This window comes from Azospirillum halopraeferens DSM 3675 (assembly GCF_000429625.1).
In the GTDB taxonomy this organism is placed as follows: Bacteria; Pseudomonadota; Alphaproteobacteria; order Azospirillales; family Azospirillaceae; genus Azospirillum; species Azospirillum halopraeferens.
On record NZ_AUCF01000043.1, the window covers coordinates 11,903 to 33,858 of the forward strand.

Sequence of the window (21,956 nt, forward strand, 5' to 3'; positions counted from 1 at the left end):
GATTCCCGGCTCCATATGGAGCCGTGACGCTCCCGATCGAAATCATCCCACGCAAACGTGGTGCGGTTCAGCGACCGGCAGGAGGCTTGCGAGAATCGGGTCGGCCGGAGCCGACATGACCGGCAGGCACGACGCCCGCACCAGTTGGAACACCGCGGTGTGCAGCGCCGTGCAGGCGCCGAGATGCAGCGCCGTCACCGCGTGGCCTTGCAGCATCTCCAGAAGCTCCTCAGCTTCCTCAACCGGACAGACATCCTCCAGATGCGCGATGGTTCCCTCGAGGCGGATCATTGAACGATCTCCTTCAGATCAAGCACGAGCAGCACTCGCCCGTCGCCGAGCAATGCGGTGCCCAGGTACTCCGACGTATTCTCCAGCGGGCCGTCGAGCGGCTTCACGATGACTTCCATGCCTTCGCCGAAGGCATCGATGGCGAGGCCGACCGTTTGTTTGTCGACCTGGACCACCAGCACAGCCACCTCTTCGCTGTCCGCCCTGAAGGGCAGGTCGAGCAGCCGGTCGAGATGGAAGAGCGGGATGATGCGGTTGCGCAGGACAAAGGCCTCGCGGTCCTTGATGGCGACGATGTCGCCGCGCGGAATACGAACCGTCTCACTGATCGCGTCCATTGCGATGCCGAACTGGCGGCCCGACACCGACACGGTCATCACGCGGGTGACGGCCATGCTGAGCGGCAGGTGCAGGCTGATGGTGGTCCCACCCCCGACCTCGCTGGATACGTCGATGCGTCCGCCGGCCTTCTCCACTGCGGTGCGCACCGCGTCCATCCCGACGCCGCGCCCGGAGACGTCGGTGACCTCGGCGGCCGTCGAGAAGCCGGCGGCGAAGATGAGGCGGACCGCCTCGCCGTTGCCCATGCGGGCGGCCTGCTCCTCGTCGATGATGCCCCTCTCTACGGCCTTGTGCCGCATGACGGCCGGATCGATTCCGCGCCCGTCGTCGATGACCCGAATGATGACCTGATCGTTGTCCCGGGTCGCCGCGAGCGTAAGGCGGGCAACCGGCGGCTTGCCCGCCGCGTCGCGGTCCGTCTCGATGCCGTGGTCCAGAGAGTTGCGCACCAGATGCAGCAGAGGCTCGAAGAGGCTTTCGATGACCGTTTTGTCGGCCTGGGTATCCTCACCCTCGATGACCAGGTCGACCCGCTTGCCGAGCTTGCGCGACAGGTCGCGGACAAGACGCGGGAAGCGCTGGAAGACGGTCGAGACCGGCAGCATCCGAACCTGCATGATCGAGTTGCGCAGGTCCACCGCGATACGGTCGATGACCGCGTACTGCTCCTTGACCTCGCGCGCCATCTCGCGCGACCCGTATACGGTCTCGGCCCGCCGGGCCAGGAACGGCAGGCCGTTCTTGGCGACCACCAGTTCACCGATCAGATTCATCAGCGCGTCGATTCGCGACTGGTCCACACGCAGTACCGTGGACGCCCGCTCGTGCGATTCCTCGCCTGCTGCCGCAGCCGGCCCGCGGCCGGGTGTCAGAACCGCCGTTGCCGGGTCCGGAGCAATCCGGCCAGGGGGTGTGCCATCCGCCGTCGGGATCAGGTCCGTCGCGCCCGGCGCCTCTGCGAGCACCTGTCCGATGCATGCGATGAGTGTCGCCGCGTCGGCCGCCTCCACCGCGGCCCACCCGGCATTCACGACCGCCTCGGCCTGCTCGACGCGCCCGTCGTGCCGCAGGGCGTTGCCCGCCACCTTGGCGGCCGACCCGATGCGTCCGGCCAGCTCGATACGGTCACACGGGGTGCCCAACAGGTCCAGCTGCGCGCGGAGAAGGCGGATCACGGGTTCCGAGAGAGCCGGTCGCCCATTGGCGGGCGCATCGTCCATGGCGTCGGGCGGCACGGGTGCCGAACCCTCGGCCAGGGCCGTCAGCAGGCATTCCAGAACCGGCTCCCCGACCATGTCATTGGCGGCCAGGCGGGCCAGCCAGCGGAGCGCCGGGACATCGCCACTGTCGCTCTCGATGGACCGAAGCATCGCCGCAGCGGATTCCCGGACTGCACCCCGGTGGCCGCGCTGCAACTGAGCCATGGCGCCGACGGCGAACGCGCGGACCGCGGATTCGCCGGAAGGCGCCCCGACCAGGCACAGCAGGTCACCCGTGTGCAATTCGACGACCTCGGCCTGGTCGGCGACGTAGCGCAGCAGATGCTGCACCTCCGTCTTCGGCGCACCGCTGATCACCCGGAAGCCGACCCGGCAGGAGAACGGGTCGTACTCGCCCAGCCCGGGCCAGGGCTCCGGCTCCTCGAGACCCAGGTACAGGATGTCGGGAAGCTGGCGCATCAGGGCGAGCGGGTCGTCGCCCTTGAAGAAGCACTGAGCGTCCGGACGGTAGGCGACGGCCACGACCGGCATGCCGTTGGCCACCGCGTACTCGACCGCGCCCAGCAGCGCCGCCTCGGGAGTTTTGGCGAGCCAGACCGGCGGCGCCGGATGCAACGGTATGACGTTGTCGGCGGCCATCCCGGCGGGCCGGGGTGACAGGCCGGGATCCGGTATCGGAGCGGTGAGCCACCCTCGCAGCGCGGTCGCAACGGGACCGCCGCGCTCGGCGGCGTCGTGAGGAAGGTTCCCGCCGTCCTCGATCGCATCCAGCCAGTTGGAGACGAGGTCCAGCGCCGCCAGGACCTGATCGAGCATGGCGGGGTCGACGACCAGGCGCCGCTCGCGCAACGCCACCAGCAGGTCCTCGCCCGCGTGCAGGACCGATGTCAGGGCCGGGAAGTCGAACAGCCCGGATGAGCCCTTCAGGGTGTGCACCGACCGGAAGACGCCGTTCAGCAGGTTGGCATCGTCGGTCTGCCGCTCAAGCGCGAGAAGGCCATCGGTTGTTGCCGAGACGTGCTCGCGGGCTTCGACGATGAACTGGGCAAGAAGCGGATTCATGGGATCTCGGCTCCCGTCATGATGCTCGTGAACAGGCGCAGGTCGTCTTCGCCCACCGGCTTCACGAGGTACAGGTTGACCCCGGCGGCCCGTGCGGCCGCAATGTCGCTGTCCCGGTCGCGGGTGCTCGTCATCAGAACCGGCAGGCAGGCGATCTCCTCCGTCGTGCGCAGCTTCCGCACGAAACTGAGGCCGTCCATCTTGGGCATGTTCACGTCGACGATGGCGAGGTCGAACGGTGCCATCAGAGCCTTCTCCAGGGCTTCGAGGCCGTTGAACGCCTCCTCCACCACGAAGCCCATCGGCTCGAGCGTCTGGCGGTAGTACGCCCGGATCAGGGCAGCATCATCGATCACGAGGAGGCGCTTGGCCGGTCCCGGCCTCAGAGGAGTGACATTGTCTTCCGTCATGTGAAGGGCCTCTGATAGACGATGGCGTCCTCGTACCGGCGGACGTCGAACAGGGAGGAGATGCGGCTCATCGACTCCGAATGTCCCAGGCAGACGTAGCCGCCGGGCCGCAGGCAGGCAAACATGCTTTCCGCCGCCTCGCGCCGCGACACGTCGTCGAAGTAGATCAGCATGTTGCGGCAGAAGATGACGTCGATGTCGCGGAACGCCGCCATCTCGTTGCGGTCTGCGACGTTGACCCGGGTGAACTCGATGGAGCCGCGCAGAGTGTCGAGAATCCGCCAGCGATCGTCCGGCAAAGACTGGAAATAGCGGCCCAGGACCTGCTTGGGCAGACGCTGCACCGAGCGTGCGTCATAGACACCCTCGCGTGCCGCCGCGAGGACGCGTGTGTCAATGTCCGATGCCAGGATCTCGATGTCCCAGTGGTCGACGTCCGGCCAGTGTTCAAGAAGCCAGACGGCGATGGAATAGGGCTCCTCGCCGGTCGAGCAGGGCAGAGACCAGACGCGCACCCTTTCGCCGCGGCGCTTGCGCCGGACGATGTCCGGCAGGATGGAGCGCGTCAGGCAGGCGAACTGGTGCTCCTCGCGCCAGAAGTAGGTTTCGTTGACCGTCAGCGCGTTTACGATGGTCTCGAGCTCCCGCCCGGTCGTGTCGAAGCGAAGCAGTGCCAGGTAGGACTGGACGCTGGACGATTCGGTCTGCGCGACGCGTTCGAGCAGGCGATGGTCGATGAAATACCGCTTCGCCTGGCCGTAGGACATTCCCGTTCGCCGATAGATGAAGTCGCAGAACTTGCGGAACTCATCGTCCGTGACGACCGTCGGAACGGCTTGTCTGGTTCCGGTCACCGGCATTGCCTGTGCGCCTTTCATTCCTTCGGCAGTCGTGCCAGGGCGGCGTCGACGGTGAAGCGGACATAGGCGCTGCCCGGCAGGCGCGCGGCATAGCCCCGCAACACATCGGCCGTTTCCACCGAACCGATCTCGGCCAGCACGTCGATGAAGGCGCAGGCGACGTTGATGTGTTCCTCGTCGGACAGGAGCCGTTCCAACGTCTGGGCAGCGGCGCCGCCCAGTTGCCCGCGCGCGACCTCTGCGGCCATGATGCGGACCTGAGGGTCCCGGTCGCGGATGAGGACATCGAAGAACGGCAGCGCGTCCGGGCCTATGTCGCGCAGGGCCTCGGCCGCGGCGAAGCGGCGCGTCGCGTCCTGCGAACGCAGCAGCGGAGCCAGCACGGCGGCGGCCTTCGGACCGCCGATGGCGACGAGGTTGAGGATCATCGCCTCGGCCACGGCGGGATCCTTCTCCACCGCCAGGCCATGGCTGATGATGTCCACCCCGTCGGCGTAGACCCGGGCTGCCCAGGCGGCGGCGCGCCGTACGGCCGGATCGCAGCTGTCGATGGCTGCTATCACCGAGGCTCGGTCCGGATGGGGCGGGACGGTGCCGGTTTGGTGCGCCGGGGGTTTGACGAGCGGCATGTCAGCGGACCCATTTCTCGAGTTGCTCGGCGACGCGGTGGACCGGCAGCACCAGATCCGCGCCGCCGCGCCGGACGAGGTCCTGTGGCATGCCCCAGACGACGGCGGTTTCCTCCGCCTCGGCTATGGTGCGGCCTCCCCGCTGCCGAAGCGTGGCCATGGCCTCGGCTCCATCGTTGCCCATACCGGTCAGCAGGACGCCGACCAGGCGCGATGGCTCCATGTGTTCCATGGCGCTCTGGACCATGCGGTCCACGCTGGGGTGCCAGACGTATTTTTGCGATGCGGGGGTGGGCAGCGCGATGAGCCCGTTCGGGCGGTTGGCCACCAGCATGTCCGCGTCGCCCTTGGCGATGTAGGCGCAGCCGGGGCGCAGCGGTGTCGGGGCATCGACCTCGACCACATGGATGCGGCAGCCGTTGTCCAGGCGCCGGGCGAGCACGCCGGTGAAGTTGGCGGGCATGTGCTGGCAGACCAGGATCGGCCAGCGGAACTCGGCGGCAATCAGCGGCAGCACGCAATCCAGCGCGCCCGGACCGCCGGTGGAGACGCCGATGAGGACGAGTCCGGGAACCCCGCCCGCGGCGGGAGCAAGAGCCCTCTTGGGCGCGTGCGTCATCTCGACGTGTCGGCTGCGGACGCGCTGTGCCAGGTTGCGCGAGCGCATGCGCGCCTTGGCCGCCGCCCGCACCTTGGCGACCAGTTCCTCTTCGATCTTGTCGATGTTCAGGGAGACGGTGCCGTCGGGCTTCGGGATGAAGTCGACGGCGCCGAGCTCGAGCGCCTCCAGGGTGGCCATGGCCCCCCTGGACGTCAGGGAGGACACCATCACCACCGGCCGCGGGCATTCCGTCATGATATGGCTGAGACAGGTCAGCCCGTCCATCTCCGGCATGTTGACGTCCAGCGTCACCACGTCGGGCTGTTGCTCGTGCACTGCCGCCAGGGCTTCGGCGCCGTTGCGGGCGAAGGTGACCCGGAAGTCATGCTGGCTCTCGAAGATCCGGCCAAGGTGACGGCGCATCAGGGCGGAATCGTCGACGATGAGCAAACTGATCATGATGGCGTCCGGTGGTCATTGGTGCTGCGGGTGTGGGCCGGACGGGCCGGTCGGACCGGCGCGTCCGGCATCGGCGGCCGGGGTCAGTGGATGGCTTTGCTGACCACGCCGATTTCCGCGGCATCGAGCAGGTTCTCGATATCGAGAAGCAGGATCATCCGCTTGTTCTTCTCGAGGTTGGCGACGCGGCTGATGAGCCTGGCCTGCTCATCGGACAGGGACGGCGTGGGCCCGATGGCGCTGCGGGCGATCTTGAGCACCTCGGACACGCTGTCGACGATGAAGCCGGTGCGCACGCCGTTGATCGTGAAGACCATGATGCGCTGGCGGTCGTTGCGCTCGACCTCCGGCAGGTCGAAGCGGCGGCGCTGGTCGATGACCGGCAGAACCGAACCGCGCAGGTTCACCACACCCTCGATGAAGGACGCCGTCTTCGGCACCTTGGTCAGCTCTTCCGGCACGCGCACGATCTCGTTCACGCTCTCGATCGGCGCCCCGTACTCCTCCTTGCCGAGGCGGAAGACGACGAACTGTTCCTCCTCGTCGGCGGTGACGCCGCGGGAGTGGTCGGTGGCCTCGTCCATGTGCGCCTCTTCGATTTCGCCGGCGGCGGCAACCGCGCTCCGGACGGCGTCGTGCCGGAACAACTGCTCGGCGGATAGGATCGAAACCAGCCGCTTGCCGCCGTTCAGGCGGCAGATGGACTGGATCTCGCCACGGCCGTCGCCGAGCATGCCGGGCAGCGGGTCGACGATGTCCTTGCGGACGCGCAGAACCTCGCGGACGGTATCCATCACGACGCCGACGGAGTTGTTCTCGTCCAGCGGCACCACGACGATCTTGCTGCGCTCGTCCAGCTCGGCCTCGGGAAGATTGAACATCGTCCGCAGGCTGACCAGCGGCAGCAGGCGGTTGCGCAGAGTCATGATGCCGAGCACGTGGGGGTCGGTGCAGGGGATGCGGCTGATGCTGTCCGGCACCTGGACGATCTCCTGCACGCTCTCGATGCACAGCGCGTACTCCTGGCGGGCCACCTCGAAGCTGACCAGCTGGAGTTCGTCACTGGCCTCGGCACCGTCGCCGCGGATCTCGGTGCCGGTCGAGGCCACGTTGGAGGAACGCCGGCGCCCGCTGCCGACGCCGTCGTTGCGCAGCAGGTGCGCGGGGTCGATGATCATGATCATCGCGTGCCCGTTGACGCCCTTGATCATGCCGCGCAGCAGGTCTGTGTCGACGGTGGCGCCGATGGCCTCCGCCGGCTCGATCTGCTCGGGATTGACCGTGACCACCGCTGCCATCCGATCGACCACGAAGCCCACGGGGACACCCTGGTTGATGACGACGACGCGCGTGGCGTCGTCGTGCGGCACATCGGCAAACCGGAAGATCCGCCGCAGACTCGTCACCGACATCACGGTGCCGCGCAGGTTGGCAAGCCCCTCCAGGCTCGGCGGGCTCCTGGGCACGCCGACGACGTCGGGCATGCGGATGATTTCCTGGACTTCGGCGAGCGGCACCGCGAACATCTCGTTCTGCACGTAGAAGGTCACGTATTGCCGCGTATCCCCGCCGATGCCCGCATCGCCGCCGGGCTCGACGGCTGCGTTCATCATGTTCATGGGTCAGCCCTCAAGGTGACGGGTGGCCTCAGTCGGCGGAGTTCTGGAGTTCGTCGGCCAGGCTGGCGATCTCCTCGACGGCGGCGGCCAGTTCCTCGGCACCGCGGGCCTGCTGCTTGGCGGCGGCGGAGGCTTCGGACGAGGCGCGCGATGCCTCCTCGGCGGCGGCGGAAATCTGCTGCACGCCCTTCTTGGCCTCCTCGAGCGCGCTCAGGATGCTGTCGGCGCCCTTCATGATGACGTCGTTGCCCTCGAGCACGACCGCCATGTCCTTGGTGGCATTGACGATGTTCGCGGTGATGGCCTTGTTCTTCTCGACCTCGGCAGCCGATGCCTGGGCGATGAACTCCAGGTCCCGGCGCACCGCCACGATCTGGTCCTGCGTCGCCTTGACCACGTCCTTGATGCGCTCGGCGTTCTCGGCGCTGTCGCGGGCGAGGTTGCGGATGTCGGTCGAGACCACCGCGAAGCCCTTGCCGAACTCACCGGCACGGGCCGCCTCGATGGAGCCGTTCACCGCCAGCATGTTGGTCTGGATGGCCACCGTGGAGATGGCGTCGACAATCTTGTCGATACGGCGGCTGACCAGTTCCAGCGCGGTGATCTGCTCGTTGCTCTTGCGGGTGTCCTCCAGAGCCTGGATCACACCGCTGATCAGGGCACCGATGGCCTTGTTGGACCCGTCGAGCAGGGCCGACATCTCCTTGGCGCGGCGCAGCGCGTCGGAGGCGTTGTCCTGGGAGAGCTTGGCGCCGCGCTCGATCTGGTTGATGGCGGCCGAGGACTGGGCGGTGGCGGCGGATGCCTGCTGCGAGCCGCGGCTGATCTGCTCGATGGCCGACATGATCTGCGTGGCGGCGCCGGAGATCTCCTGAACCGCGGAGGACAGTTCCTCGGCGGCCGAGGCGACCTCCTCGGCGCTCTTGGTGATGTCGGTCGAGTTCTTCAGTTCCTCGGCGATGGTCTGAAGCTCGCTCGACGCGGTCTGCGACTGGCTGAGTGCGGCAGTCTGCTGATCGACGGTGCGCAGGGCCTCGTCGCAGGCCGACGACTGTTCCTCGGCGGCGGCAGCAATGCTCTCGGAGCCCTTCTGGGCCTCGCGGGCGGCGCGCTCGGACTCGGCGGCGGCGGCGGAGATGTCGGTGGCCCCCTTGGCCAGGATCACCATGTCGGCCCGGATCTGCTCCAACTGGCCGGTCACTTCTCGGCCCTTCTCCACCTCGGTCTTGGCGACCTCGGCGGCCTTGTTGATGCCGTTGGCGATGACCTTGACCTCGCCCTGGATCTGCCCGACCAGTTCCTGGATCTCGCGGGCCGACTTCTCGGAGGTCTCGGCCAGGGTGCGCACCTCGTCGGCAACGACGGCGAAGCCCTTGCCATGCTGCCCGGCGCGCGCGGCTTCGATGGCGGCGTTCAGCGCCAGCAGGTTGGTCTGGTCGGCGATGCGGGCAACCGCCTTGACGATCTCACCGATGTTGGCGGCCTGCTGTTCGAGTTCGACGATCATCGTGACAGAGGCCATCTGGCGTTCGGCGTTGGCGCCGATGCTGTTGACCGAAGCGGTCATCTGGACGTTGACGTCGCCCAGCAGCGTCTGGAGCAGGTCCGACTTGCTGCGGCTGAGCTCAGCGCGCTCCTTGGCCTCCAGGATGGCCTTGTTGATGTTGGTGACGGCGGTCAAGGACTGCTGGGCGGCGCCCGAGGCCTCCTGAGCCCCTGCGGCGATCTGCTCCATCGACTTGCGCAACTGCTCGGAAGCCGAAGCAGACTCGGATATGCCGCTGGCCATCTGGGTCGTCGCAGAGGCGACGCGCTCGGCGACCTTCTGCTGGCGTGCGAAGGTGCGCGCACGCTTGCGCTGCGCGTCCGCCGCAGTCGAACCGGTGCGCGTGCTGGCCATAGCGGCGCCGTTGGACGCCGCCGGGTGGCCGACATCCATTTTCTTGACCAACGTCATGGGGGTGCTCCCGTCTGAAATCTGCCGACCCTGAGCGGCGGGTTGACGGTGGCACCAAACGGAAGTTCTGAGTATTGGGGTGAACCCTACTAGGGTAAACCCTAACCGAATCTTTGATCTCGGCGGGAAGCGGAAAGCGTCGACGGGTGCTGCGTCTGCTGGCCGTCGCATGGCAAAGAGGCGCAGAGCGCCGGTCCGGCATGCAAGCCCATCGCGTTCCGAATGGCACGCTCCAGATCGGCCCGGGTGAACGGCTTGCGCAGGATATCCGCGGTCGAGGGAAGGAGATCGGCCATGGCCGGGTCGAATTCGTTGTAGCCGGACATCAGCACGATGCAAAGGCGGGGAAAGACCCGCAGCACCTCGCGGGCCAGCACGAAGCCCGACATGCCCCGGGGCAGCACGACATCGCTGAGGAGCAGATCGAAGCTGCGTTCCTCGAGGCGTTCGAGCGCCACGAAGCCGTCCTCGGCGACCGTGACCTCGTGGCCCGCCCCCCGCAGCATCGCCTTGACAGCCCCACGGACCTGCGGATCGTCCTCCACCAGCAGAATGCGCAGGGACGGCAGCCGGATGGCCGGAGAATCGGACTGCTCCGCGACACCGTCGGCGACGGCTGCCGTCACCATGGGCAGCCAGGCGGTGGCGATGGTCCCCTCGCCCGGTTCGCTTTCCAGATGGAACCGCCCACCCGACTGCCGGAGGAAGCCGGTCACCATGCTGAGTCCGAGACCGGTTCCCCGCCCGACGCCCTTGGTCGTGAAGAACGGGTCGCAGGCCTGTTTGAGGATGTCCGGTGTCATGCCGCGGCCGGTGTCGGCCACGCATATCCGGCAGAAGCCGGCATCGACCTCCGACTCCAGAGAAACGGAGATGGTGCCGCCCAGAGGCATGGCGTCGCGAGCGTTCAGCAGGAGGTTCAGCAGCGCGTTCTGCAGCTGCGTGCGGTCGGCGTACACGTTGAGGGGGGTACCGTCCTGCTCGACGTTGCAGGTCACCTGCGCACCCAGCGTCGGAGCCGCGAGCCGGAGCGTCTGCGCGGCGACCTCGGGCAGGGACAGGAACTGGGGTCGCAGAGGCTGCTTGCGCGCAAAGGAGAGCAGATCGTTGGTCAGCGTCGCCCCCCGGTCGGTCGCCAGGATGATCTCGTCGGCGAGCTCCCGCATCTCCATGTCCCCGACCTCGATCCGGAGCAAGTCGGCGTTCGCCCGGATCACCATGAGCAGGTTGTTGAACTCATGGGCGATGCCGCCGGTCAGCTGCCCGAGTGCCTGCATGCGCTGGGACTGCCGCAGCTCCTCGGCCGCCTGGTTGCGCTCGGTGACGTCGCGGATGAACAGCGTGTGGCAGCAAAGGCCGTTGTTGTTCCAGCGACTCGTCGAAATCTCGGCATCGAACGTTCGGCCCGCCGCGTCGATGGCTTTCATCCCGACCAACCCGCCGTCGAACGCCGCCGTGTTCCCGGCGCCGGGAAGCAGACGGCTGACGTGGCTGCCCCGGAGACCGTCCAGGCTTCGGCCGAACGTCCGCTCGGCGGCCGGGTTTACCCACTGGATGAGGCCTGTCTCGTCGATCGAGACGAAGCTGTCCCGGGCCGCCTCGAGGACCGCGTGGTAGCGAGCGTTGCGCTGCTCGCGCAGCTTGCGCTCGCGGTCGACCGACGCGCTTTCGTCGAACACCTGGATGAGGCAGCCGGTGGCACCGTCGACCTGGACCGGGCGCACCACGATGGACTGTGCGACCGGCTCGTCGGTGATGCCATCGTGGCGCAGCAGCGGAAACAGGTTGGCGTTGACGCTGTGGGAGATGAAGGCCGACAGGCCGACGCTGATCGCATCGTCGGCCGCGGAGACCAGGCGCCCTTTGGCGATATCGGGGAACAGTGCGTCCAGGCGCGCACCGAGGGCGGTACGGCGCGGCACGCCGGAATGACGGCTCATCCAGGTGTTCCAGTGGACGATTCCGGCATGGGCGTCCAGGACAACCACGCCCATGTCGAGGCTCTCCAGGCAGCGCAGGAGGGCCGCCGGTGTCGGTGTTTTCGTCACTGCTTCCCTCCGGACACCCGGCCGGCACCCTGCTCCGCGATCAGGTCGCCCCGGCCGTCGGATGGCTGGTCGATCGCACGGCGGCTCATTCGGCCGGGCGGGAATCGTGCCACGGTGTGATCAGGCTCGTTGCGTAGCTGCTCAAGGCCTCACGCATGTTGGTAATAGCATTGAGGTCCAGGATAAGCACGATGTAGCCGCCGACGTCCCGATTGCGGATGGAGAAGTCGATAGACATGAACAGGATCGAGCCGTCATGGCTGTCCCGGATGGTGCGTCGGAAAATCTGCTCCCCCGTGCCCTGGTAGCAGGTCGGCAGCGTTGCTTCGATACGGCACTTCAGCATGTTGGCCATACCGGACAGGCAACTGTTCAGGATGACGTTGCCGACCTCGAGCATCGCCTCTTCCGCGAGTTCGGCGATGTCCTCCAGCGGCATCTGCTCACCGACAATGGCCTGGACCAGACGCAGGCTTCGCGCCTCGGGGAAGACCAGCAGGGCACTGCCCGAAAAGGGGCCGCTGAACTGTTCGCCGATGGCGATCAGTGACGATGACTGTCCGCCCTCAATGGCAGCCAGTGCCTCGTCGCGCGGCAGCGTGCGGACGACCGGGACGGACATCGACACGGTGTGACCAACCATCCGGCTCAGCGCGACGGCTGATTTGGCCACGGCAACGTTCAGAAGCTCACCCACGGCATCCGTTTCGAACTCATCGAGGGCAACAATCCCCATTGCCAACCAACCCATATCAAAAGAACCTCTGTCAAGCCCCTGTCAGGAAGGACGCCACGTCCTGCCGTCGGACCGGCTTGGTGATGAAGGAGATGGAGAGGCGACCGGCCTCTTCGACAATGCTGTCCTGTGCCATCGCGGTGACCAGGGCGATCGATGCCCCGGGGTGGCGTTCGCGGATGATCGTTGCCGCGGACAGGCCATCGACTCCGGGCATATTGTAGTCCATGAACACGACGTCGAAACGGTCGTGTTCGAGCATGTCGAGCGCTGTTTCCGCGTCTGCCGCCTCAAGCATCTCGGCGTCGACCATGATGTCGTTCACGACGGCCCGCATGGCCATCCGCGCCAGTTTGCTGTCGTCGACCAGAAGAATGCGGGTGTATGATACCATGTCGTCCTCCAGGGTTCGTACCGTTCGTTTCACAGGCATTGAGACGAGACCGGACTGGAACCTCGGCACCCGGTTCGGTTCGCCAGGACAAGGACGGTCTGATCGTCGATCCGGCCGACGCCGTCCCGCATCAGGACCGCCGCCGCGAGCGCCGGATCGGCGTGGCGCAGGTGCCGGTCGGTGACGAGGTTCATCAGTTGCGAGCAGCCATCGCTGTGCAGGACGAGCTGGTCCCCGGGTTCCCAGGGCACACGGGTGGCGGGCGGCGGCACCGCGTTGTAGCCGACCACGCCCCACCGGCCGCCGAGCGGGATGTGCCCCCGGCGCGACAGGACGGCCCCGGTGATGTTCCCGATGGACGAGAACTCCACGTCGGTGCGGTGCAACCTGAGGACACAGGCCACGGCTCCACGGGTCCCCCGCAGCGCCTCATGAATGGCGACCAGAACGTCCCGGACGTCCTGATCGGCCGGCGCCGCGGCGAACACCGCTTCGGCGCGCCGGGCGGCCACGGACGCGGCCTCGCCGTGACCCAGGCCGTCCACGACGAGGGCGAGGCCGTCCGGCCGCACACTCCATCCGTCTCCGCACGCGTCGCAGCCGGTCATCGGCACCATCGCCACCCCCCAGGCGAACGGTCCCGGTGTCGGCGGCATCGTACCGTTGCGCGGGTGAACCCGAGCCAGCACGGCCGTCCCGACACCGGGGCCGGTGTGGATGTCGAACCGGTCCGACAGGCGCCGGACCGCGCCCAGGCCATAGCCGAGTCCGCCGCCCGGAGCCGGGTCGCCATCCTGCCGGTCGGCCAGGGCGTCAGCGATGTCGGCAATCCCCGGCCCTTTGTCGAGTGACAGGCATTCGATCCCTGCGGGCCGGCCGCACGCAGAACCGGGCACCTCGGCCGCACCGAGGCCGCGCAGCAGCAGCACGCCCCCGCCCGCGTGCCGGATGAGGTTGGTCGCAAGCTCCGCGACGACGAGCCGGCTGCGTCCGACGACGTCCTCTCCCACCGCCGTGTCGCCCGCCATGCCGGCGGTCAGGTTCGCGAGGACGCCGCGGGCGGTGGTCAGGTCCGACTGGGCGGCGACGTGGACCCGGTGATGGCAATGATGGGGCAGCATCACCGCTTCCACAGCATGAACGTTACGCGGGTGCCGACGCCGGGCGTGGAGGCGATGGCGAACTCGTGGGCAAGGCGCTTGGCACCCGGCAGCCCGAGGCCCATGCCCTTGCCCGTGCTGTAGCCGTCTTGCATGGCTCGTTCCAGATCCGCAATCCCCGGACCGCCGTCCTCGAAAATCAGGCGCACGCCGCTGCGGCCGGCCGCTCTGGCATGCTCAATGGTCATGGTGCCGCCGTTCGCATAGAGCACGATGTTGCGCGCCAGTTCGCTGGCCGCGGTCATCAGCTTGGTCTGGTCGACCAGGCCGAAGCCGATCGCCCGTCCGGCATCGTCCACGGCCCGCCTCGCGGCGGGAAGCGTGTCCTCACCGTGGATCCATACCGTCCTGGATGGGAAGTCCCGGGCGGGTTCCGTCACATGCGCCTGCCCGCGCGGGCGCGGAGATCCGCGAGGCCGTGCTCGACGTTGAGGGCGGTCGCGACGCCGCCAAGGTCCATGCCGAGCTCGACCATCGTGATCGCCACCTCCGGGCGCATGCCTACCACCACCGGTTCGGCGCCGAGCAGGCGCGACGCTCCCGCCAGCCCCGCCAGGACGCGCGCCATGAACGAGTCGATCATTCGGGCGTTGGAGACGTCGATCAGCACGGCACGGGCGGCACGCTCGACCAGACGGCTTCCGACCTCCTCGATCAGACGCTCCGCCGTCCGGTCGTCGGTCACGCCGGGAAAGGTGACCAGGAGGACGCCGTCGACGGACAGGATGTGGACGTCGGCCATCCCTCAGGTCTCCGGACGAACCGTCAGGTTGAGCTTGGAGAAGCAGTAACGGAGCCCTTCCGCCAGCGAGAACCGGGTTTCGATGTCGGACAGGTTGATGCCGAGCGCGACCATGACCTGGGCGATGGCCGGACGGATTCCGGTGATGACGCACTCGGCCCCCATCAGCTTGGCGGCGGCCACCGTCTTCGCCAGATGCTGCGCGGTCTGGGTGTCCACGGTGGGGACGCCGCTGATGTCGAGAATGGCGTAGCGCGAACCGGTGCGGGCGATCTCGAACAGCAGCTTCTCGGTGATTTCCTGGGCGCGGGTGCTGTCGAGCGTGCCGATGATCGGCAGCGACAGGATGCCTTCCCACAAGGGAACCACCGGAACGGACAGGTCGAGGAGCTCCTGGCTCTGGTGGCGGATGATCTGCTCCCGCCGCCCGATGAAGGCATCCATGGAGTGGAGGCCCATGGCGTCGATGAGCTTGTGCAGACCGGTCATCGTCGGCGCGGCATGCTCGTACCGCTCGTTCAGGACATGCTTGAGGCTGAGCACGAAGGTGGCCGTCTGCGACGGTGTGAAACCGCGCTCGGCGAACTCGACGGACAGAGCGGAGAGCAGCCCTTGCAGGCTGTCCGACAAGGTGGTCGACCCGCTTTCCAATGCTGCGACCAGGCCGTCGTAGAGGCCCGTGCAGAATTCGTCGACGATGCGCCGGTCAAGGTTCGGGGTCCGCAATTCGCGGTTCAGGTACTCGCCCCAGGTGCGCAGCGCCTCGTCGCGCTCCCTCCGCAGCAGGGCCGGGGTCGAAACGGCATCGGTGTCGAGCATGGAGCGGGTCCTCGTCGCAAAGCGGTGCTGGTCGGCGGGCAGCACGGGCATGGAAAAGCGGCATATGGTTAGGGTTGGAGCGCAACTGCCGGTATCAATTCCGTGACAGCCGCGATGAGTTCGGTGCGCTGGAAAGGCTTGAAGAGGACGCCGTCGGCGCCGAAATCCGCGCCGGCGCCGACCAGGTGGTCCGGGGTGATGCTGCCGTTCGGGGCGCCCCCGGTGATCGCCAGGAAGCGGGCGTCCGGGGCCAACCCGCGCCCTTCGGCGATGACGGCGCTGCCGAGCTTGCCGGGCATCCAGATGTCGGTGATGACCAGGTCGATGCCGCCCCGGCGGAGCAGAGCCAGGCCGTCGTCGCCGTTGCCTGCGCACAGGACCGTGTGCCCTCCGCCCTCCAGGACGACCCGGAGCGACAACATGACCGACGGGATGTCCTCAATGACGAGTATGGTGGCCATGGTACCAGTCTCCTATGACCTCGGGCAGCAGCACCGTGGCCGTGGTGCCGCGCCCCGGCGCGCTGTCCAGAGTGATTTCGCCACCCATGTCCTTGACCAGTCCAAAGGCCACGGACAGGCCAAGGCCGGTGCCCTGACCGATCGGCTTGGTGGTGAAGAATGGTTCGAAAGCCCGCTCGAGCGTGGCGCGGTCCATGCCGCAGCCGCTGTCCGTGACATCGATCCGGGCGCAGCGCCCGGTGGAACCGGCAGCGACCATCCGGCCGGGCGTCAGGGCAATGCGAATGGCCCCGGTTCCTCCCATGGCCGCCGCGGCATTGCCCGCCAGGTTCAGCAGGACCTGTGTGAAGGCGGTCTTATCGGCCCGGACCGCGATGCGGTCGTCACCCGAATGGACGTCGAGGTCCATGACGATGCCCGGTCCCACGGCCTTGCGGATCAGCACCAGGGCATCGTGCAGCAGAGTTGCCGCATCCATCACCTCGGCCTTGCGGCCGCTCGGCCGCGAGAAGGCCAGGAGATCGCCGATGATGCGTCGTGCATTCAGGGCGCAGTCCAGGACGGCATCGAGATAGGGTCGCTCGGCGTCGTCGGTGTGGCGGGCGATGAGCTCTTCGGTCATCAGGGTGATCGGCTGGAGCAAGTTGTTGATTTCGTGGGCAATGCCACCCATCATCCGACCCAGTGCCTCGATGCGCTGGCGCTGCTTGTCGGCCTCCTCGCGCCTCGCCTCGTCGGTGACATCGGACTGCAGGCCGATGAAGGCCGTCACATGACCCCGATCGTTGCGGATGGGGGCCAGGACCAGACGGTTCAGGAAGGGGGTGCCGTCCTTGCGACGGTTGGTGAGGCGCACCTCGGCCTGTGAGCCGGTAACGACGGCATCGTGCAGAACCCGGAGAGCCGCCGGATCGGAGTCCGGTCCCTGAAGGAAGCGGCAGTTCGAGCCGAGCACCTCGTCACGGGTGTAGCCGGTCAGCGTCTCGAAGGTCCGATTGGCGTAGATGAGCGGCGTGTCCGGCTGCTGCGCGTCGGCGACCGTGATGCTGATCGGGCAGGCGTCGATGACGGCCAGCAGCATTTCGCGTTCGCGCAGGATGTCGGACAGCTGTGCCTCGAACCGGCGGCGGTCGGTAACGTCGTGCAGCGTCCCGAAGATCCGTGCGGGCCGCCCATCGGCTGCCATTTCGATGCTGGCGTCGCAGTACAGGAAGACGACCCGACCGTCGGCCAGGCCGAGCCGGAACTCGCCCGCCCGGGACGCCTCCTCGGTCGGCACGAAGATGCGCAGGAAGCTCTCGCGGTCCTCGGCGCATACCGCGTCCGCCACGGCCTCGAGCCCGCGCTCCTCAAGGCCGCGAATGCCGAAGTGCGTGCCGGTCCATGCCAGCGACCCGGACAGTCCCCGGCCATCACGCCGCCAATCGGGCACGTGGTCGAAGAATGCCATGCGGACGCTCCGGAACGCCCGCGCCATGGGGCTGGAATCAGTCCGCATCGCCTTGCCCCGGCGCCCGCAGGGCGGCCTCGTGAATGGAGCGCTGGGCGTCGGAGACATACAGCCGGGACAGCTGGTCGACGTCGATGCCGTCGGGCAGCCGGGACAGCGCCTGGGCGACGGCTGCCATCATCTGCCGGATGAGATCGTGCTCCTGCGCCTGGTCGAACAGGATATCATCCAGCGTGCCCTGCAATACGCCGACGGCATCGTCGTGATTCCCCGTTGCGGCGATCGCTTCCAGCCGGTCGAGCGTGGCGATCAGGTCGCCGCTGGACTTTTCGAAGCGGGCCTGCACCTCCGTCAGCTGGGCCGCGAGAATGCGGCAGACCCGGGCGCAGTCCTTTTGATCCTGCATGGTTGAGTGCCTTGCCGAGCCGGTGCGTCAGGCGGTTAGCAGTTGCTTCATCGTGGCGATCAGGGCGTCGGGCTGGGTGGGCTTCGTCAGCCACCCGGAGGCACCCGCCGACCGCGCCTCGGCCTGCTTGGGTCCGCCCGACTCCGTGGTCAGCACGACGATCGGTGTGAAGCGGGTGGCTGCGTGCTTGCGGGCCTCCTTGATGAAGGCGATGCCGTCCATGACCGGCATGTTGATGTCGGTCAGGATCAGGTTCGGCTTCATTCCGCCCTTGAGTTTGTCCATTCCTTCCCGGCCGTTGGACGCCGTCTCCACGGTGTAGCCGGATTTGGTCAGGATGCGGGACAGGCTCATCACCATGGTGGGCGAGTCGTCGAGCACGAAGATCATCGGCATATCGAGAGTCCTCCGGGATTCGGTTCAAAGCGCAGCAGCCGGTGGATTGCCGAAGGGAAGGCCGTCGCCGGTCATGCCGGAGCCCACCTTCTGCAAACGATCGCGCAGGTCGATCATGTGACCGTCGACCTCGTTGGCGGTTTCCAGGACGAGTTCGGACAGCATGCCGCTGTTCGCGGCGATCTGGGCGGCCTCGCGGATCTCGCGGGAAAGGCTGAACACGGCGTCGTGCATCTGGCCGAGGCTGCTCGAGACCTCGCGTGCGAGCGCCTCCTGCTCGCGCACGGCGGTGGCGATGCGGCCACTCGCGGTATCCACCGTGGCGATGGTGCCGACCAGGTCATGCAGGGCGTTCACCGATGCGCCGGTGGTCTCGCGCATGGAGGCGATGCGGCCACCGATGGTTTCCGTCGCACTGGCGGTCTGAATGGCGAGTTGCTTGACCTCGGCTGCGACGACGGCGAAGCCCTTCCCGGCCTCGCCCGCGCGCGCCGCCTCGATGGTGGCGTTGAGTGCCAGCATGCGGGTCTGGCGGGCAATGTCGCTGATCAGGCCAACGGTGTCCGCCACCTCCTGGGCGAGGGCGGCCATGGTGTCCACGCACCGGCGGGTCGAGGCGGCCTGGTCGGTGGCCGCCTTGACGACGCGCACGGTGCTCTCGACCTCGTGTCCGATCACGCCGATGGCGCCGGCCAGGCCCTCGCCGACGGTGCCGAGGCGTTCGATGCACTGTTCGGCGGAGCTCGCACCGGCCATCGATCGGCCGAACTGGTCGTTGGCCTGCTGTGAAGCCGAAGCCATCTCCTCGGCCATCTCGCGCATCTGCCGATTTTCCTGAACAACGGCGGCCACCGATGTGTCGACCTGCTCGACGATGATCGAGCCGAAGAGGCCCATGGCGGTGTGGAGATCGTTGGCGGTCCCGGCGCCGGCCGTCGGCTTGCCGTGCTGGACCGCCGCGTGGGCAGCCTGCCCGGACCGGGCGGCGGTCTGTTCCGTGGCGCGGGTGATGGCGGGCTCGGGCGACCGGACGGCGCTCCGTCCGGAAACCAGGGCAATGGCACCGAAGCAACAGGCTGCGCTGAGGGTGCCCAGCACCCGCACCACCCATGGATCGGCAGCCGACGCGGCGGTTGCCACCCCCAGAAGACCCGCGAGGCCCATCAGGATGAGCAGCGACCGCCGGGGCGCTGGCATCTCCGTATCCGCCATGTCGTATTCCACCAGGGCCGCCATTCCAGGATCTCCGATGCCGGCTTCCACGGTGCCACCCGGCCGGGAGGCTGTAAATTAGGGTGAACCCTATACGTCGCCCCGGGCCCGCCGCTTCTGGCCGGGCCCGACGGATGCCGAGCGTCCGGCGGTGTCCCACAGGCGCGTCAAATGGATGAGCGACAGGGCGCCGGTTTTTTCCATGATGCGGGCGCGGTGGGCTTCGACGGTCTTCACGCTGATGCAAAGGATATCGCTGATGGCCCTGTTGGTTTTCCCTTCGATCACCACGCCCAGGACTTCAATTTCGCGCTCGGAAAGGCTGGACAACTTCTCTGCCGCCGCCTGGCGCCGTTCACGTTCGGCAGCCCGGAGGCGCCCGATGGCCAGACACGTGTCGACTTTCTCGGCAAGGTCCCTGGTGGCAAACGGTTTGGCCAGAAAATCGACAGCCCCCGCCTTCATGGCCCGGACGGCCAGTTCGATCGTCGCCTGGCCGGTAATGACCAGCACCGGGGCGATCTGGCCGCGTTCCGACAGGGTTTCGAGCAACGCGATGCCACTCATGTCCGGCAGGTACATGTCTGCCACCACGCAGTCCCGCGGCCCCACCTCGGCCTCGAGGAACTGCTCGCCCGATTCATAGGAGCGGCACCGATGCCCTGCGGCGGCCAGGGCCTTGTGGAGCGCCGCGCGGACCGGCGCTTCATCGTCAATGATGTGAATGATTGCTTGGCCCATAACCTCGAACACCGGTTTGCACAGCATCGGCAGGGCGCATTTCGCGGCGCACCACCTTTGTGTATAGGCTAATCGACTTAACAACAGCTTAAGGTGACCTGGATCAAGCGCAATGTTCGTGGCGAAAAAAACCGTTTCGTATGCATGTCATCGAGTCCGTGATTCCGTTGCGCTGAAAGCGCTTACGCTTGTGCCGAGCCGGGATTTGTTCCGGTAGCGGCGACTGCGGGGCTGGATCTTGGAAAATCCCGACAAGCATTCTGCATTTTTTGGTTTTCAGTCGAAGCTATTGGCCTTGGACTCGGTCGCGATCAAAGGCAATTAAGTTTATTGTGATATTCAATCGACAAACACCACCGAGGTCGGGCGGAACAGGAACGTGGTTTGGCCGCCAGTCGGCAGATGCTGGTCAGTTTGGAATCGGAGGCTTTTGCAGGACGCCGTCAGACGCGGTGCGGGCACCCGACGCCGCCTCCCGGAGGTCGCCTGCCGGCCGATCTCCTCGGTGGCGTGGGCGGTCCGGCCGGCCAGGACTCTCCACCTCCGGCGCTGCCACGGCGAAGCCTTTGCCGGCCACGCCGGCACGCGCCGCCACGATGGCCGCGTTCAACGCCAGCAGGTTCGTCCGGTGGGTGAAGCGGTTGATCCGGCCGGCCGGCCGGCTCCGCCATCAGGCGCGCCTTCTCGCGTCGATTCCCGCCGGCGTATGGCCCACCTGGCGATGGGGATCCCACCGACGGGCGCAAGGGCATCGATGGGCCGGCGATGCTCGCCCGACAGACCCGTCAAGCGGTATCCGCTTTCCGGCGACCTGTTCGCTTTCCGTTACCGCCGCAGGCATCCGGTGAGTGTGCTGTACGGGGACGGCCAGGGCTTCGGCCTGTTTGCCTCGCGCCCGGGCATCTACCCGATCCTTCGCAGTTCCCCGGCGTAGCGGACGAGTGCGGCAAACCGGTAAAGACCGTGTACGAACTTGCCATAGGGCATGGTGACGAACAAGGCGAAGACGACGCCCAGATGCAGGGCCAGAAGCACACCCATGGCCGGCGTCGTCCGCAGGACCAGCAGCGCCATGCCGGTGGCCGCCGTGAGGAACAGCATGGCCAGGAAGGCGGCGTCCATGCTGAAGCGTGCGTCGTCGCGCAATTCCGGGCGCCGTCGCCACTTGGCAGCCAGCAGGCCGGCCGTGCCGACCATCAGGCCGATGCCGCCGGCACTTCCCGGCAGCACGGGCACGTCATACCAGGGATAGGGCGCCTCGCGACCCGGCAGGTAATGGTAGGGTCGCCACCGACGCCGCGGCGAAGCAAAGGACGAACCCGTAGGAGACCGTCGCAAACCTGGAGGGTCTTCACGCCGCAGGGCGGAAGGGGCGGCGGGCGTATGGCTCGGCGGTGTGATCCGAGGCGAAGGTCCCGTTCATCACCGCGGTGCGGACCTTCAGAGCTTGTTCGTGGCAGGGGCGTCCCGGCTCGCGGCGGTCGGGATGCTACTTTAAGGAGAACAGGGGTGTTGCGGCGGGCGGACGGGCTGGTAGAGCTATGGCCATCGTCAACAGCGCCCGGGCCAGCATTCTATGGGCACCGCCGTTCGTCCCGCAAGCACCACTCCGGCATCCCGGGACGCGTTTTCGGACGTTGACTCCTTCGTCGACGAGGTGCTGGTCGAGTTGACGGCCATGGCGGCGAAGAGCACGCGGCCGACCCGGTCCGGACCGAAGCCGGCGCTGACCGGGGCCGCCCTGCGCAAGGCGATCATGGCCGTGTGGTGCGTGTGCTTCCGCGGCATGCAATGGCGCGCCATCGGCCAGCTCTCGGGCATTTCCTTCGGCACGCTGTATACGCTGTTCGCCCGCTGGGCCCGGCTCGGGCTCTGGCGCCGCTTGCTCGACCGACTGCGCCGGACGTGGCGCTTGGCCTGCGGCGACACGGCGGAGCCGAG

Annotated in this window: 23 protein-coding genes and 1 pseudogene; 1 reads left to right on the top strand and 23 read right to left on the bottom strand. The window is 67.4% G+C overall.

All coding sequences use genetic code 11. The features are described from left to right. Nucleotides 1-42: 42 nt before the first annotated feature. The 23 genes from G472_RS0124050 to G472_RS35340 form a co-directional block, all read right to left on the bottom strand. Nucleotides 43-291, bottom strand: coding sequence for a hypothetical protein (locus G472_RS0124050; protein WP_035693593.1), 249 nt, complete (start codon nucleotides 289-291; stop codon nucleotides 43-45). Next, nucleotides 288-2,915, bottom strand: coding sequence for a chemotaxis protein CheA (locus tag G472_RS0124055; RefSeq protein WP_029010421.1), 2,628 nt, complete (start codon nucleotides 2,913-2,915; stop codon nucleotides 288-290). Before G472_RS0124055 ends, G472_RS0124050 begins: the two co-directional genes overlap by 4 nt. Continuing rightward, on the bottom strand, nucleotides 2,912-3,325 hold the full coding sequence (locus tag G472_RS0124060) for a response regulator (RefSeq protein WP_029010422.1): 414 nt from the start codon (nucleotides 3,323-3,325) through the stop codon (nucleotides 2,912-2,914). Before G472_RS0124060 ends, G472_RS0124055 begins: the two co-directional genes overlap by 4 nt. Then, nucleotides 3,322-4,179, bottom strand: coding sequence for a CheR family methyltransferase (locus tag G472_RS0124065; protein WP_029010423.1), 858 nt, complete (start codon nucleotides 4,177-4,179; stop codon nucleotides 3,322-3,324). Before G472_RS0124065 ends, G472_RS0124060 begins: the two co-directional genes overlap by 4 nt. Nucleotides 4,180-4,199: 20 nt before the next feature. Then, nucleotides 4,200-4,748 (bottom strand): HEAT repeat domain-containing protein, encoded by a 549-nt coding sequence (locus tag G472_RS35320; protein ID WP_169732853.1) that lies wholly within the window; start codon nucleotides 4,746-4,748, stop codon nucleotides 4,200-4,202. Between the two features lie 67 nt (nucleotides 4,749-4,815). After that, nucleotides 4,816-5,874: a chemotaxis-specific protein-glutamate methyltransferase CheB gene (gene cheB / locus G472_RS0124075; protein ID WP_029010424.1), complete on the bottom strand. Its 1,059-nt coding sequence runs from the start codon at nucleotides 5,872-5,874 to the stop codon at nucleotides 4,816-4,818. A gap of 83 nt (nucleotides 5,875-5,957) precedes the next feature. Continuing rightward, complete coding sequence (locus G472_RS0124080) at nucleotides 5,958-7,493, bottom strand: chemotaxis protein CheW (protein WP_029010425.1); 1,536 nt, start codon at nucleotides 7,491-7,493, stop codon at nucleotides 5,958-5,960. A 28-nt stretch (nucleotides 7,494-7,521) separates the two neighbouring features. Next, nucleotides 7,522-9,450, bottom strand: a complete 1,929-nt coding sequence (locus G472_RS0124085) for a methyl-accepting chemotaxis protein (RefSeq protein WP_029010426.1) — start codon at nucleotides 9,448-9,450, stop codon at nucleotides 7,522-7,524. A gap of 101 nt (nucleotides 9,451-9,551) precedes the next feature. Continuing rightward, nucleotides 9,552-11,498, bottom strand: a complete 1,947-nt coding sequence (locus G472_RS0124090; RefSeq protein ID WP_156927240.1) for an ATP-binding protein — start codon at nucleotides 11,496-11,498, stop codon at nucleotides 9,552-9,554. A gap of 85 nt (nucleotides 11,499-11,583) precedes the next feature. Beyond that, entirely contained in the window at nucleotides 11,584-12,249 is a 666-nt protein-coding gene (locus G472_RS0124095) for a chemotaxis protein CheX (RefSeq protein ID WP_035693598.1), read from the bottom strand. 16 nt (nucleotides 12,250-12,265) lie between these two features. Further along, the gene (locus G472_RS0124100; RefSeq protein WP_029010429.1) at nucleotides 12,266-12,628 is read right to left on the bottom strand and encodes a response regulator transcription factor; all 363 of its coding nucleotides are present in this window, start codon (nucleotides 12,626-12,628) and stop codon (nucleotides 12,266-12,268) included. Nucleotides 12,629-12,657: 29 nt separating this feature from the next. Beyond that, nucleotides 12,658-13,749, bottom strand: coding sequence for a SpoIIE family protein phosphatase (locus G472_RS37560; RefSeq protein ID WP_051341203.1), 1,092 nt, complete (start codon nucleotides 13,747-13,749; stop codon nucleotides 12,658-12,660). Further along, a complete protein-coding gene (locus tag G472_RS0124110) occupies nucleotides 13,749-14,168 on the bottom strand; it encodes an anti-sigma regulatory factor (protein ID WP_483771130.1) in 420 nt (139 codons plus the stop codon). The genes G472_RS37560 and G472_RS0124110 overlap by 1 nt, the downstream gene beginning before the upstream one ends. Next, a complete protein-coding gene (locus G472_RS0124115; RefSeq protein WP_029010431.1) occupies nucleotides 14,165-14,530 on the bottom strand; it encodes an STAS domain-containing protein in 366 nt (121 codons plus the stop codon). The genes G472_RS0124110 and G472_RS0124115 overlap by 4 nt, the downstream gene beginning before the upstream one ends. 3 nt (nucleotides 14,531-14,533) lie before the next feature. Beyond that, nucleotides 14,534-15,349: an STAS domain-containing protein gene (locus tag G472_RS0124120; protein ID WP_029010432.1), complete on the bottom strand. Its 816-nt coding sequence runs from the start codon at nucleotides 15,347-15,349 to the stop codon at nucleotides 14,534-14,536. A gap of 68 nt (nucleotides 15,350-15,417) precedes the next feature. Continuing rightward, a complete protein-coding gene (locus tag G472_RS0124125) occupies nucleotides 15,418-15,810 on the bottom strand; it encodes a response regulator (protein ID WP_029010433.1) in 393 nt (130 codons plus the stop codon). Continuing rightward, a complete protein-coding gene (locus G472_RS0124130) occupies nucleotides 15,788-17,260 on the bottom strand; it encodes an ATP-binding protein (RefSeq protein WP_029010434.1) in 1,473 nt (490 codons plus the stop codon). Before G472_RS0124130 ends, G472_RS0124125 begins: the two co-directional genes overlap by 23 nt. A 37-nt stretch (nucleotides 17,261-17,297) precedes the next feature. Continuing rightward, nucleotides 17,298-17,666, bottom strand: a complete 369-nt coding sequence (locus tag G472_RS0124135) for a hypothetical protein (protein ID WP_029010435.1) — start codon at nucleotides 17,664-17,666, stop codon at nucleotides 17,298-17,300. A 27-nt stretch (nucleotides 17,667-17,693) separates the two neighbouring features. After that, on the bottom strand, nucleotides 17,694-18,062 hold the full coding sequence (locus tag G472_RS0124140) for a response regulator (protein ID WP_029010436.1): 369 nt from the start codon (nucleotides 18,060-18,062) through the stop codon (nucleotides 17,694-17,696). A 24-nt stretch (nucleotides 18,063-18,086) separates the two neighbouring features. Beyond that, nucleotides 18,087-19,298: a methyl-accepting chemotaxis protein gene (locus G472_RS37565; protein WP_029010437.1), complete on the bottom strand. Its 1,212-nt coding sequence runs from the start codon at nucleotides 19,296-19,298 to the stop codon at nucleotides 18,087-18,089. A 66-nt stretch (nucleotides 19,299-19,364) separates the two neighbouring features. After that, nucleotides 19,365-20,042, bottom strand: a complete 678-nt coding sequence (locus G472_RS35335; RefSeq protein ID WP_051341204.1) for a response regulator transcription factor — start codon at nucleotides 20,040-20,042, stop codon at nucleotides 19,365-19,367. 382 nt (nucleotides 20,043-20,424) lie between these two features. Beyond that, complete coding sequence (locus G472_RS40845; RefSeq protein ID WP_425388005.1) at nucleotides 20,425-20,610, bottom strand: hypothetical protein; 186 nt, start codon at nucleotides 20,608-20,610, stop codon at nucleotides 20,425-20,427. Between the two features lie 308 nt (nucleotides 20,611-20,918). Then, a complete protein-coding gene (locus G472_RS35340; RefSeq protein ID WP_211100248.1) occupies nucleotides 20,919-21,245 on the bottom strand; it encodes a hypothetical protein in 327 nt (108 codons plus the stop codon). A 346-nt stretch (nucleotides 21,246-21,591) separates the two neighbouring features. Between G472_RS35340 and G472_RS35345 the strand changes: the two are divergent. After that, nucleotides 21,592-21,956, top strand: a pseudogene (locus G472_RS35345) (hypothetical protein); the annotation flags it as partial.